The organism is Paraburkholderia ribeironis (assembly GCF_900019265.1).
GTDB classification, from domain to species: Bacteria; Pseudomonadota; Gammaproteobacteria; order Burkholderiales; family Burkholderiaceae; genus Paraburkholderia; species Paraburkholderia ribeironis.
This window is the reverse complement of the sequence record NZ_CYGX02000003.1, coordinates 56,747-70,348: the sequence shown is the minus strand read 5'-3', so window position 1 is coordinate 70,348 and position 13,602 is coordinate 56,747. Positions and strand designations below refer to the sequence as shown.

Here is a 13,602-nt window from a genome sequence, read left to right as displayed (position 1 = left end):
AGCGGTTCAGCGCACCGTGGTGCCCGCCACGGCGGCCACGATGTACTTCTGGAAAAACAGGTACAGCACGAAGATCGGCAGGCCGGCGAACACGGCTTGCGCCATCAGGTAGCCGATGCCCTCGGACTGAGCGAAATTGCCTTGCGTCGACGCGAGGCCGATCGTCAACGTATACATCTCCGGCTTCGATGCCGACACGAGCGGCCACAGGTAGTCGTTCCACGCGCTGAGGAAGGTGAAGATCGCAAGCGTCGCCTGTGCCGGAATCGACAGCGGCAGCACGATGCGCCAGAACACCTTGAAGCGCGACGCGTTGTCGAGCAGCGCGGCTTCCTCGATGTCGATGGGCACGGCCTTGAAGTATTGCGTCATCAGGTACACGCCGAACGGCGACGCGAGCCGCGGCATGATCAGCGCGCCATAGGTGTTGTGCCAGTCGAGCGACGCGAAGAGGCTATGCAGTGGAATCACGAGCGCCTGCTCGGGAACCGCGAGTCCCGCGAGGCAGATCACGTACAGCCAGCGCTTGCCTGGAAACGTCGTGCGCGCAAAGCCGTAGCCCGCCAGCGACGCGATCACGAGCGTGAGCAAGGTCTGGCCCAGCGCGACGATCGCGCTGTTGATCAGCCAGCCGCCAACAGCCGACGTGCCGATGATGCTGGTGTAGTTCTGCAGCGTGAATGGCGGCGAGAACAGCACATCGGTATGCTGCTGCAGGAACGCGTTCGGCTTGAACGACAGCGCGAACACCCAGACGACCGGCGCGATCCAGACGAGCGCGAGCAGCACCACGGCACCGAGCATCACGCGCTCGCCGAGACGGCCGGCCAACGAACCGCGCGAACGTTCGGGGCCGGCGGGATTCGAAGCGGACTCCAGTGCGGCGGTACTCATGCGGGATCCTTTCTGCGTACGATCCATGACTGCACGGCGATACCTAGCAGCATCAGTGCGAACAGCACCTGGGCCGCGGCAGCCGAATAGCCGAACAACCATTGGCGGAAGCCGGATTCGTAAATGAACTGGACGAGTGGTCGCGATGCATTGTTCGGACCGCCGCCGGTCAGCAATTGCGCCTGACCGAACAGCTGAAACTGGAACACCGCTTCGATCACCGCAACCAGCGCGACGGTGCGCCGGATCGACGGCAACGTGATCGATACGAACGTGCGCCAACGGGTCGCGTTATCGAGCGCGGCCGCTTCGTATAACTCCTGTGGGATCTGCTGAAGCGCGGCAAGAAACAGCATCATCGGCAGGCCCACGATCCACCACACGGTGACGATCGCGATCATCGGCAGCGCCGTAGCTTCATGGACGAGCGGCACGTACTCGGGGATGTTCAGCGCGCGGCTGACGTCGGCGAGCAGCCCATGACCAGGCATCAATACCAGCTTCCAGACGAGCGTGACGATCGTCACCGACAGCACCGACGAACCGAAGAAGATCGCACGCAGCGCGGCGCAGAATCGGCCCGGCCGGTTGAGCACCAATGCGAGCGCAAGACCGAGCGCGACGAACATCGGCACGGTCATGAACACGAAGTAGAACGTGTTGCGCACGGCGCCGCGAAAGATCGGATCGGACGCGAGGTCGAGATAGTTCTTCAGGCCGATGAACTCGGTTGTGCCGCCGAGCAGATCGACGTTCTGCAAGCTCAGCCACCAGCCATACGCGAGTGGCACAACCAGCAACAGCATGTAGACGATCACGAACGGCAACACGAACAGCCCGTTCGACCAGGACGCGAGGGGATGGTTGAAACGGCGCTGCCGCGCGTTCGGCACACCGGCCGTCAGCGGGCGCTCAGCCGCCATGATGCGCGCTCCCGCTGGCGTCGAACAGGTGCAGATGGGCGGCGTCGAGACTCATACGAAGCGGGTCGCCGGGCTGCAATTCATACTCGCGCGGAATCTCGATGACGATCAACTGATTGCTGGCCAGACTCACGTGCGCGAGCGAACGATCGCCGAGTCGCTCGATGAATTCGGCGCGCCCGTTGAGCGCGCCGGCGGCGTCGATCACCACATGCTCGGCGCGGATGCCGAGCGTGAGTTGGCCCGACGGCAATCTGCCGGCCGCGATCGTGGTCGGAATCACGACGTTGTCGACCGGCAGGCGCACGCACAAACGGCCGCCATTTTCGCCGGCCGGTTCGACATCGATGAAGTTCATTGCCGGTGCGCCGATGAAGCCGGCCACGAAGCGCGTGGCCGGACGCCGGTAGATATCGAGCGGCGCGCCGATCTGTTCGATGCGGCCGCGATTCATCACGACGATGCGCGTGGCGAGCGTCATCGCTTCGATCTGGTCGTGCGTGACGAACACCATCGTCGAGCTGAGGCGCCGATGAATCCGCGCCAGTTCGACCCGGGTGCGCGTGCGCAACGCCGCATCGAGGTTCGACAACGGCTCGTCGAACAGAAACGCTTCCGGTTCCTTGACCACCGCGCGGCCAATCGCGACCCGCTGACGCTGACCGCCCGACAGTTGCGCGGGACGGCGCTTGAGCAGCGCATCGAGTTCGAGCATGCGGGCGGCTTCGGTAATGCGCCGGTCGATCTCGCTCGCGACGACGCGCGAGTTGCGCAATCCGAACGCCATGTTGTCGTAGACCGTCATGTGCGGATAGAGCGCGTAGTGCTGGAACACCATCGCGACATCACGCCTGGCTGGCGGCAGGTGCGTGACCTCGCGGCCGCCGATGCTGATCTGCCCTTCACTGACGCCCTCCAGCCCGGCGATCATGCGTAGCAGCGTCGACTTACCGCAACCGGATGGACCTAGAAAGACGAGGAATTCGCCTTCGTGGATGTTCAGGTCGAGACCGGTGATCACTTCCGTCTCGCCATACCGCTTTGTCACGCCGTTGAGCTGAATGCCCGTCACCGTGCCTCCTTGGGTTATGTCCCGGAACTGCCGTCTCTGTCTGTATTTGTCTGCTTTGATATTATGAAAATATAATAATTTCGATTGGTTTGATTCGTCCAATCCCTATTTCGGTATTGATGTATTCGGATTTGGGTATCGGGATATGCGTATTGAATTGTGCGGGTAATGTGCGATTCAAGCGGGATGGTGTTGGGTGACACGGAAAGTGAAAACCGGGCCAAGTAAGTGGAAAACGGTGGACACGGTTCTTGAGAAAATCGGCGGTCCTCCCGTGTGCGGGATTCGGCCCAAATACCAATCGTGCCTTTGACAGCAAACTTCGGTCTCGTGCTGCAACGAGGCTACGTGTGCGGAACGCTTGGCACGCCGTTCGGCCCTCACCCGGCGCGCCGAATCCGGCTCAACGAACAGCTTATGAGGGCGTGCAGGCGCCAAACAGCACGAATACGTCGTCACGGTTCACCAGGGTCGCGGACATGCCGCCAGTCTTCGTGTCGAGCGCAATGCTCCAGCCATAGCCGAGTTCCGTGCCTTGAAGTAACAGCTGGCCGTCGCCCGATTCCATGTACCGAATCTGCGTGGACCGTTGCGATGATCCGACGATCGCTTTCTTCGCGAAGTTGATGTGGACGAAATCCGGCGCCCCCAGGATCGACGGAAGCGTGCGGAAGCAGACCTCTCCGATATCGCAAAAGTGCGAGTCGATCGTCGCGCAAATCAGGGGTTTGCTCCCGTCGAAGTCCGCGCCGAGCACCCATGACGGTGTCGAGCAAACCAGGATCGCGAGCGCGGTCGCCCGCAATGGCTTAAGCATGGCTGTTCCTCCTGCCAGTCGTGAACCAGCGCGCAAACCCGCACGAGCGCACCCAGCGACCGGGGCGCGGGTAACGCGGTCCCGGATGCCTATTCGACGGTGTAGCCGCGACCGGTCATGCACGCCGCGACGGCTCGGTTGTACCGCGCAAGGTCGCCCGAAGCTTGCTGCTGCATGCCTTCTTGCTGCATGGCCATTTGCGCTTGCCCGCGCCGCATCCGCATGCCCGCGCCCTCGCCCCAGTGGCCGCCGGCCGCGCCGCCGATCAGCGTGCCGAACAACGCGCCGCCCGCTGCTCCGCGGAACAGCCCGCCGCGCGGTTGCTCCGGAGGCGGGCTGTTCGCCATCTGCTCGGCAAGCGTGACCGGGTTGACGCCGGTGGTCTGCTGCGCCCACGAATGGCATTCCGCGGTATCGGTTTGCTGCTGCGCTGGACTCTGCCCTCTGGCGGGATAAATGATCGGTTGCTGAGCCGCTACTGCCCATGTCAGTGAAAGGATCGAAACGCCGATCGAGAGTCGAACGATTCTTTGCATGGCTTGACCTCCCGTGAGGGCTTGCGAGCGCTTCGCGACCATGTCTTGCTGCCTCCGACTGCGCCACGTTAGGCCATCAATCTCATTGATGAGTAAAGAAATTTATCTGGCTGCTTTAGGACGCAGGGTGTCATGAAGCACCAAACGGACACACGATGCTGTTCGAGCCCGTCGTTTAGCGCATGACGCACGGTGAGACTTCGGCTATGCCTTCGCCGGGAGCATCGCCAGCGCGGCGATCAGTAACGCTCAGCTGCGCAAGGAGCGGTGGCGTCAGCGAACGGTAATCTTGGAGATCTTTGTTCCCCTCAATGCCGAGCCGGCCATCAGCCCCTTTTGATCGAAGATGAATGCATAGACGTCCGCCTGGAGCGTTGTTGTGGTCAGATTTCGCGCGGCGCCCTCATCCGCGACCACAACAGTCGGCGCTAAACCCACCTCGTAATCTGAGCCCGCTTTCACCTTATTCAACTCAGCGTCAGTCATGATGAACATCGCATAGCCATACGACTGGACGCCAGCCTGAAGCCCATAAGAGACCGAAGTCGTCGCGAAGTCGCCAATCACCTTGCCGTTCTCGAGCAGTACGCCAGACCCATGCGTGGCTCCTGCGATGAAACCCGCTCTGACGACGTCAGGAAAGACCAGAATGCCTTTGGCCTTGTCGCCCACTTCCTTCGCCTTCGGCGTATGTGCATAGAGGGCCGCCAGCGCTGCGTGCGCATTCGCATCGAGAGTCTGTTGGGCAGAGTTGGGGGCTGAAGGCTGCCCCATTGAGCCAGCCGACTGCTGTTGTGTCGTACAGGCCGCCATCGTGGTGAGCAAAGTGATCATCGTCAGCTTACGAACGTATTGAATCATGACGCTTTCTCCGGGTTTCAACCATCTGATGAAAACGGGCTCGCGCAGGCCATCGCCGGCAGTGCTCAGTCTTTCATGGGAAGTTTGGTAGGCGCTCCGATCAGACGCAATGAGACTTTGGTCCCATATCAATACAAATTCGCCCCTGAACGCGATGGGCAGAACTGCGACCCACCTGCCATCAGCACGCAGGTTTTCACCTTTTATGGCGTTCGACAGATGTGTCAGGTGCCACGAAAAGTGACAACTCTGCCAGGCAGGTGAATCCCAAGTGTCCGCAGATCGTACTGATGTTTGTGCGGCCGACCGAAAACCATACGGATCGGTAGTCCATCCGCCCACGCATACTGACTTCAATCCCGAGCGGACCTAGCGCCATGTCAATCCATCACGCCAAGATAGCGCCTCGGCACATCAGTTGCTTTTCAACAAGCAGAGTTACTGCCCTTCAACACTTCACCCGAAGCAGGAAGGCAACTTAACCAGAGGAAGGCGGCAAGGAGACGGCCATGAAAGACGATACATTTTCACTGCGCAGACAGGTCGAGAAATGGTTTGGATCCGCACAGCCGATCTCGATTCGAGTCTTGCGGGTGCCGGGAAACATGGGTGCGATGTCAGGCTATAAGTGCGTGTGCGTATCGCAGCCTTCCGGGCCGTGCGTGATCGTGTTCTTTCGACACGGCGACAAATCATGGCGCGTGTACCCGCCGCCGACGGCACGGCCCACATTGAATGCGCTTGCGCGTGTCGCCTGAATCACAGCAGCATCGTGTGTGCGCAAACGACAATACGATGCACGACAACGACTTCAACCTCGAACCCAACGGGCTGCCCACACTGGACAGCCCGTGGCTATCCCGAACTGCCCCGCTTCGCTCGTCAGAGATCCGAAGGGCCGCGCGCTCCACGCCTGCGCACATCGCTCACGGCAGCGACGAGGTCGTATCGGCGAAGCTTTTCGTACAGCGTGCTCTTGGCGATGCCCAGCTGAGCGGCAGCTTGCGTGAGGTTACCTTCGCAACGGGCTAGGGCGCGCCGGATATATTCGGCCTCCGCCGTCTTGAGCGAATCGCCGGTTGCCACGACCTGTTCGGGGAACTCCCGTTGCACAAGGTGTACCGTCGAGGAACTTGCGACGCCCACCTCGGCAGGCAGCTTGTCCGCTGTGATGGTGGGACCGTCCGCGAGCAGCAGTGCGCCCTCAATCGCATTACGCAATTCGCGCACGTTGCCGGGCCATGCGTAGTTCAACAGGCACGCGTACGCTTGCTCGTCGAATGACTTCGCGGGCAAACCATAAGACTCGCACAGATGCCTGAGCCAATAGTCGATTAGCGTCGGCAGATCCTCGCCGCGCTCGCGCAGACTGGGTATCGACACCGTCGTCACCGCGATCCGGTAGAACAGGTCCATGCGAAACATGCCCGTCGCAATCGCACTCTTGAGGTCGCGGTGCGTCGCCGCGACGAGCCGGAAGTTCACCTTGCGTGGCGTATTTTCTCCAAGCCGGTAAATTTCGTTTTCCTGGAGGACACGCAGCAGATGAGGCTGGATATCAAGCGGCATTTCGCCGATCTCGTCGAGAAAGAGCGTGCCGCCATCGGCCGCCTCGATCTTGCCGGCCGCTCCCGACTTACGCGCGCCGGTGAATGCGCCTTCCGCGTAGCCGAAGAGTTCGCTCGCCAGCAGATCCCTCGACAGCCCGCCGCAGTTGAGCGCGACGAACGGCCCTTCAGCACGTTCGCTCGCCTGATGGATGCCTTGCGCGAACAGTTCCTTGCCGACGCCGGTATCGCCGAGCAACAGAACCGGCACCTTGGACGGTGCGAGCTGGCGCGCCTTATCGACGGCGGCGCGCAACGAACGGCTATCCCCGACGATGCGCTCGAATGCACTGGCCGCGCTATGAAGTCTTTCTCCCTTACGCGCGAGCACAATTGCGCCGCGCACGTTGGCGGTCCCCGGAATCACGACGATGAAGCCCAATAAAGCTGCGCCTTCGCGCAGTGCTTCGACATGTGCGTACCGCAACCACGCAGGCGCATTCGATGACACCGGATGATCCGCCTTCGCGTCCAGTCCGGGCAGCACGAAGCTGGCATCGAGATGCACGTCAAAGCCAAGCCGACGAAGCGCGGGTACCACCTGCGAGTTCGCCTTGACGAGCCGCCCCTTATCGTCCACGACAAGGATCGCATCCGATGCATGTGACCCGAAACCGGACGCACAGCGATCCAGCAGGCGCAGACGCCGCTCCATCGCGTCCTTCGCCAGACGGCTTTCGATCCGTCCCGCCAGCGATACGGTCAACGCAAGACTGTACCGGTTATACGTATCCGCGAGACCCGACACGTCAATGACGCCGAGCACACGGCCATCCATTGGATCGCGAATAACCGTTGCGGAACAGGTCCAACGCTTGATGCCAGCGCAAAAGTGTTCGGCACCGTGGATCTGCACCGCCTGTTTCAGCGCGAGCGCGGTACCGATCGCGTTGGTCCCGCAGTTCAGCTCGGTCCAGTTGCAGCCCGGTACCAATCCGACTTCGCGCGCCGGCTCGATGATGCGCATGTCGCCTTCATGCTGAAGAACCAGTCCGTCAGGATCGGCGAGCAGCATCACCGTGCCCGTCTGCGACAACAACTCGCGCGTTTGCTGCATCAGTGGAAGGCTGGCACTGACAAGCCGTGCGTTCGCCTCGCGCCACTGCACCAACTGGTCTTCACCAACGGCGGGCGGCGCCCTGTCGACACCCGGATCGACATGTCCAACGAGGCAGCGCTGCCAGGAGTCGTCAACGACACTGCGGACGTCGGCGGAATGCCATTCGCTTCCGCCCACCAGATGCTCCCATGCTGCCATGATGCTGGCGTCATGCTGCGGACTGGAAAACCAGTCCATCGGCGTGCCTGTCTGTTGCATGCGTGTCTCCTGACGGCTCACGATGATGCGCAGCCGCGAGGCCGTGCAACCGGCCTTTTCATTGAAGTTTTCGGTTTGCCCGGCTATGGCTGGTCGCCAGCCTCACTTTGTTTGTATATCGTACTCCGATACTTGCCGCCTTCGGGCATCACGGCAACTACTGAAAAGCAATGGCTGCGCCAACTGTCCTCGCATGCAGACGGCCGATCACTTCTGCAACGTCCGCGTTCGAAGGCCCGAAAACAATCCGGCCGTTCGAGAATCGAACGGCCGGGAATCAAACGCCCTGCTTCGCGGTGCGCCGACCAAGCCACCAATGGCGGGTGGCTTCGACACATCTAACCTCAGACTAATCGACGCGCTCGGGGATTGGCAGCTTCACCCACTCCGAGTAGAAAGCGTCGATGTCCGGCTCGAAGTCATGGATCACCGGGTACCACGGCGTGGGGGCTTCGACGTCGTGCATCGTGCCGCACGTTGGACAGTAGTACTCGCGGTACACCTGCCATTGCGTGTCGGGGGCCATCAGCCGCGGATAGACTTCATCCATTGCTTCTTCGGACTCGCGCACGAAGACGTTTGCGTGCAGCTTCCAGTTCTCGCGGTAACCGCAAAAGACGTGGCCGCAATCGCATTGCGTCACCCATTTCTTCGTCGGCGACTGCTGCACGATATACAGATGCGGTCCGAGCGGCAGCACGATGCGGTCCTTCCAGTTCATCTTCCGCTGTAACGCGTCGATGTACATCTGGAAGCGCTCGCTGTCCTTGGGCATCGACAGCATGCGCAACGTCGTGTCCCAGTCGAGCTTGCCGTCGACCATATTCCTGATCTGTTCCTTGGTGTAAGTAGACATCTCCAGCCTCTCTGATGATTACGGTGGATCGTTGGCTTTACTCTTCAACCAGAACGACGGTATTGACGTCAGGCATCTTCGACAGGTCCATGCGGAATTTGGAGCCGTAAGTCGGCACGTCCAGTTCGTCTTCGACGAGCGTCCATGAATCAGGCAGTTCCCAGAACGTGCGGAATTGCTGCTCGAACTTCTTCGACAGGCCGAAGCTCGTTGCGAACATGTGCTGCACCTGCGTAGACGCGTGCTTGACCAGGATCCGCTCACGTTCGCCCTTCATCCATTCGCGCGTGGGCTGCGAGCGCGCGAGGCGCTGGTTGCGGATCTCGACGCGCAACAGCGCCGTCTCTTTCGCATCCACTTTCCACACGCCGTTCGCGTCCTTCGTCGCGACGGCGCCGTAGACCTTTTGCGCGTACTCCGGTAACAGCAGCGCATTGTTCAGATCGCGCTCGATCGCTTCGGTCTCGCGGTCGAGCGGATCGCCGAAACCGGGACCGCCGCGCAGATAGTTCAGGTACAGGTCGTAATTGCTGTAGCAGTCCTCCGTGGTCATGCATTGCTGGTCGCGCTTGACGACTGAGCCCGCGTTCAGATGATTCTCGTAATCGGGGAAATCGGGATTCGTATCGCCACCAAGCGGCAGGCTCTCGCCCAGCGCGATACGTTCCTTGAGTCCCGTGCGGTGCGCCTCGAAGCGATAGCCGGTGGCGGGCGGATAGCCGCCCATCAGGCCCCAGTCGCTATTCATATAGCCGTTGCCCATGAAGAACATCGTCCAGTCCTGCGCCTTCCAGACCATCCGCAGCGTTTCGAATCCGCAGCCGCCGCGATACTGGCCATAGCCGCCCGAATTCGACTTCACATTGCGACCGAGGTACAGCAGCGGCTCGGCCATCTCCCAGATCTCGATGTCGCCCATGTCGCCTTCGGGATTCCAGATCGCGGCGGCATGGTTCAGGCCGTCCTTGATTGCACAGGCACCCGTACCGCACGACGACGCCTCGAAGCTGTTGACGGCATGAATGTCGCCGTCCTGGTTGATGCCGCCGCCCTGAAGCCAGTTCGATGTATTGGCGTTGCCCGCGTTCACCTCCTCGAGATAGCCACGGCTGAAGTACGCCTGCGACAGCCCGCGCCACATCGCGCTCCAACCCGAGACCAGAAAGTGCCATGCGTAAGCGTGACCTGTGCGGCGGTCGTCCGGATTCATCCACGCACCCTTGGGCAGATGAAATTCCGTGCCGTAGTACGCGCCGTCGTTGATGCGTTGCGTGGGCACGAGAGTCTGCGTCATCATCACCCAGATACCGCTCGTGAACGCCACCTGATGCGCGTTGTACGAGTGCCAACCCCAGCGGCTCGCGCCGTCGAAGTCCAGACGCCACGAGCCGTCCTTGCGGATCTCCATTTCCACAGGGGAATGCATGATCGAATCGAGCTTCGCGAAGGCCGAAGAGGTCTGCACGTCCGGGTGATTGTAGGGAACATCGACGAACGCGACCTTGCGGTACTTGCCTGGCAAGGTCATCGCCTTGATGCGGGTCTGCAGACCGCGGCGCCCTTCCTCGATGACCTCGTAACTGAATTTCTCGTACGCGTCGAGCCCTTCTTCTTCGATCACTTCCTCAATTAGATTGCGGATCATGTGGCAACCGGCAATGCGCGTGCGCTCGTCGAGAATCCAGTACTTTGGCGTACGCACCGAGCGCTGGCTTTCGTGCAGCCAGTCGCGCAGCGGCGTGTCGTTCACGCCCGTCTTGCGGCATGTGATCATGTAGCCGTCGCCGAAACGCTGCACCTGCCCTGTCGACATCGAACCGGGCGTCACCGCGCCCGTATCGATGACGTGCGTGACCCCGCCGACCCACCCGATCAACTTGCCATGCGCGAAAATCGGCACGATCGTCGCAATATCGCAGGGGTGAACGTTGCCGATCGAGCAGTCGTTATTGGTGAACATGTCACCGGGGTGGATGCCCGGATTCGCTTCCCAGTTGTTTTCGATCATGTACTTGATCGCCGCACCCATCGTGCCGACGTGAATGATGATCCCCGTCGACGTGAGTACGCAGTCGCCCGCGGCGTTGTACAGCGTGAAACACAATTCGCCTTCCTGTTCGACGATCGGGCTGGCGGCAATTTTCTTCGCGGTTTCGCGGGCGTGCACAAGACCGCCGCGCAACTTTGAGAACATCTTCTCGTAGCGGATCGGATCGCTCTCGCGCAACGCGAGCCGATCGAGACCGTTGTAGTGACCTGTCTGTGCCGTACGGCCGATAATTGCATCGCGGAACTGCTTGAGCGTCAGACCGTTCTTCAGCAGATCGGCAAAGCCCACTTCCTGACTGGACATTCTGTTCATTGCATGTCTCCTTGCGTGCTTACTTGACTTCTCTGAGATGGAAGAGGCGGTGCTTGTCGAGGGTCGTCGCGAATCCCTTCGGCACAACGAATGTGGTCGCATCGGACTCCACGATCGCGGGTCCCGTAATCACATTGCCTGGCTTGAGAGATTCCATCTTCCACAGCGCCGCGTCGTGCCATTGCTTATGCCGGTACAGCTTGCGGGTGCCGAGCCGTGCTTCCTTTGGCGGAGTCGGACCGGCTTCCGGGTCTTCAGGCAGCACAGGTTTTTGCGTGACCACCATGCCGCGCATGATCGCGCCCGTCACAGAGAAGCCAAGCTCGGGCGAGCGTGCTGCGCTCGCGTAGACGCGGCCGTATGTGTCCTCGAACGCTTCGACGATACGATCCCAGTCCTTGGCAGTAGTCGCGCCCGCAACCGGCGATTCGATCTCGAGATCGTTGAGCTGGCCCATGTACTGCATCCGGAAGCCCGGACGCAGAATCACGTCTTTTTCGCTGAAGCCGTTAATGCGGAATTCCTCGATGACCTTGGCCGTAAGTTCTGCCCACGCCTTCTGGATCGTTTGCGCAGCGCCGGCCTTTTCATCGTCGCCCGCGAATTGCGGCAGCGCCAGGTCGACACTCTTGTCATAGCGGTATTCGAAGTCAGCGCATGCGCAGCCGAACGCGGAGAAGCCTGCGGCCCATGCGGGAACGACGACGTCCTTGAAGCCGAGTCCTTCCGTGTAGCCGTATGTATGGACCGGCCCCGCGCCACCATATGAGAAGCAGACGAACTCAGTCGGGTTGTAGCCCTTCGCGCTCACATTTGAGCGCAGGTACTCACGCAATTGCAGATCGAGCAGCTCGATCACGCCTGCCGCCGCGTCTTCCACCGACAGTCCAAGCGGATCTGCGATCTGCGCCTTGATATGCTCACGGGCCCGGTTCACGTCGAGCTTGATCTGTCCGCCGAGGAAGTTGTCGGGGTTCAGATAGCCGAGCACGACGTGACAGTCGGAGACCGAAACCGTCGTCAGGCCGCTGTCGGGCCAGCAGGTGCCGACGCGATAACCTGCGCTATCCGGTCCGAGCTTGATCGCGCCGCTGTACGGATCGAGCCGGACAAAGCTGCCCGCGCCGGCACCGACCGAATCCATCGTGACAAGTGGCAGCGACAGGACGAGGCGCGCCATGTCCGGGTCCGACGCGATCGCGAACTTGCCCTTTGTGATCAGCGCCATGTCGAACGACGTGCCGCCGATGTCCGAACACGCGATGTTGTCGTAGCCGAGCGCCTCACCCAGCAGCTTCGAGCCGATCACGCCGCCAATCGGACCCGATACGATGGTGCGCGCGAGTTCCTTCGCTTTCCAGCTGATCGTGCCGCCATGTGTGGCCATCACACGCAGATCGAACCTGGCGCCGTGCTTGCGGAAGCGGTCGCTGACTTTCTTCAAGGTTTGCCGTGACGGCTCGGCCGCATAGGCTTCGAGCACGGTCGTGTTCATCCGGTGGCTTTCCTTGCGCTGCGGGTAGTAATCCACGGATGCGAACACGGGAATGTCGACGCCCAATGCCTTGAGTTCGTCGCGCGCCACGTCGCGCGCCTGCTGCTCGCTCGTGCCGTTCTTGTGCGATTGAAGCAGACAGATGACGATGGCCTTCGACCCGGACGCGACGAGTTCCCGCGTTGCCTGCCGCACCTCGCCTTCACGCAGCGGAATGACGATGTCGCCCTGGACGTCGGTACGCTCGGTGACTCCGCGCGTGCGAGACAAAGGCACAAGCGGCTCGTCGTAGCGGTGCGTATTCAGGTGAATCCGCTCCTCCAATGCATAGCCGAGGTAACTCTGAATCGCGCGACCCATCGAGTGGACGTGTTCAAAGCCCTTGTTCACCAGCAGGCCGACATCGAGGCCTTTGCGCTGCACGACGCGATTGAGCATCGCCGTGCCGGAGTACACGCAGGTGACCAGCTCGGGATAGACTTCATCGACGTCGCGCTTCCAATGAGCCAATGCGTCTCGCGACGAATTGAAGATCGCGAGTGATTCATCCTCGGGATTGCTCTGTGCCTTGCCGACGACGAACCGTCCGTCGTCGCGCACGAAGAAGGTGTCGGTCATCGTGCCGCCTGCATCGATGCCCAATACCTGGACTTGCGAATGCCCTTCCATATCCTTGTCTCCAATAGTCGGATTTGTCGGGAGCCGCGTTGAGGTGGGGGACCTGGCTAGCCACGTCTCATGTGACGGCTCGCGACCAACCTTGCAACAGCTATGCCATCCGCGGCCTGAACGCGAGCGCGAGCAGATGCGGCAAGGGTGTCGATGGGAAGAGGCAGGGATCGGCGCGTGTCGGGTATCGAC

10 protein-coding genes are annotated in these 13,602 nt (G+C 61.1%); all 10 read right to left on the bottom strand.

What is annotated here, in order from left to right; translation table 11 throughout:
• Window positions 1-6: 6 nt before the first annotated feature.
• Window positions 7-894, bottom strand: a complete 888-nt coding sequence (locus tag BN2475_RS00625; protein WP_094777640.1) for a carbohydrate ABC transporter permease — start codon at window positions 892-894, stop codon at window positions 7-9.
• The gene (locus BN2475_RS00620; protein ID WP_094777639.1) at window positions 891-1,817 is read right to left on the bottom strand and encodes a carbohydrate ABC transporter permease; all 927 of its coding nucleotides are present in this window, start codon (window positions 1,815-1,817) and stop codon (window positions 891-893) included. The genes BN2475_RS00625 and BN2475_RS00620 overlap by 4 nt, the downstream gene beginning before the upstream one ends.
• The gene (locus BN2475_RS00615) at window positions 1,807-2,889 is read right to left on the bottom strand and encodes an ABC transporter ATP-binding protein (RefSeq protein WP_094777638.1); all 1,083 of its coding nucleotides are present in this window, start codon (window positions 2,887-2,889) and stop codon (window positions 1,807-1,809) included. The genes BN2475_RS00620 and BN2475_RS00615 overlap by 11 nt, the downstream gene beginning before the upstream one ends.
• 415 nt (window positions 2,890-3,304) lie before the next feature.
• Window positions 3,305-3,706: a hypothetical protein gene (locus BN2475_RS00610; RefSeq protein WP_094777637.1), complete on the bottom strand. Its 402-nt coding sequence runs from the start codon at window positions 3,704-3,706 to the stop codon at window positions 3,305-3,307.
• An 89-nt stretch (window positions 3,707-3,795) separates the two neighbouring features.
• Entirely contained in the window at window positions 3,796-4,242 is a 447-nt protein-coding gene (locus tag BN2475_RS00605; RefSeq protein WP_094777672.1) for a glycine zipper family protein, read from the bottom strand.
• Window positions 4,243-4,515: 273 nt separating this feature from the next.
• On the bottom strand, window positions 4,516-5,103 hold the full coding sequence (locus BN2475_RS00600; protein ID WP_094777636.1) for a lipid-binding SYLF domain-containing protein: 588 nt from the start codon (window positions 5,101-5,103) through the stop codon (window positions 4,516-4,518).
• An 882-nt stretch (window positions 5,104-5,985) separates the two neighbouring features.
• Window positions 5,986-8,028 carry a sigma-54-dependent Fis family transcriptional regulator gene (locus tag BN2475_RS00590; RefSeq protein ID WP_245841112.1) on the bottom strand — a complete coding sequence of 681 codons (2,043 nt, stop codon included), beginning with the start codon at window positions 8,026-8,028 and terminating at the stop codon, window positions 5,986-5,988.
• A gap of 349 nt (window positions 8,029-8,377) precedes the next feature.
• Entirely contained in the window at window positions 8,378-8,884 is a 507-nt protein-coding gene (locus BN2475_RS00585; protein WP_094777634.1) for an acetone carboxylase subunit gamma, read from the bottom strand.
• A 37-nt stretch (window positions 8,885-8,921) separates the two neighbouring features.
• Window positions 8,922-11,246, bottom strand: coding sequence for a hydantoinase B/oxoprolinase family protein (locus BN2475_RS00580; protein WP_094777633.1), 2,325 nt, complete (start codon window positions 11,244-11,246; stop codon window positions 8,922-8,924).
• A gap of 19 nt (window positions 11,247-11,265) precedes the next feature.
• Complete coding sequence (locus tag BN2475_RS00575; protein ID WP_094777632.1) at window positions 11,266-13,410, bottom strand: hydantoinase/oxoprolinase family protein; 2,145 nt, start codon at window positions 13,408-13,410, stop codon at window positions 11,266-11,268.
• Window positions 13,411-13,602: the final 192 nt, after the last annotated feature.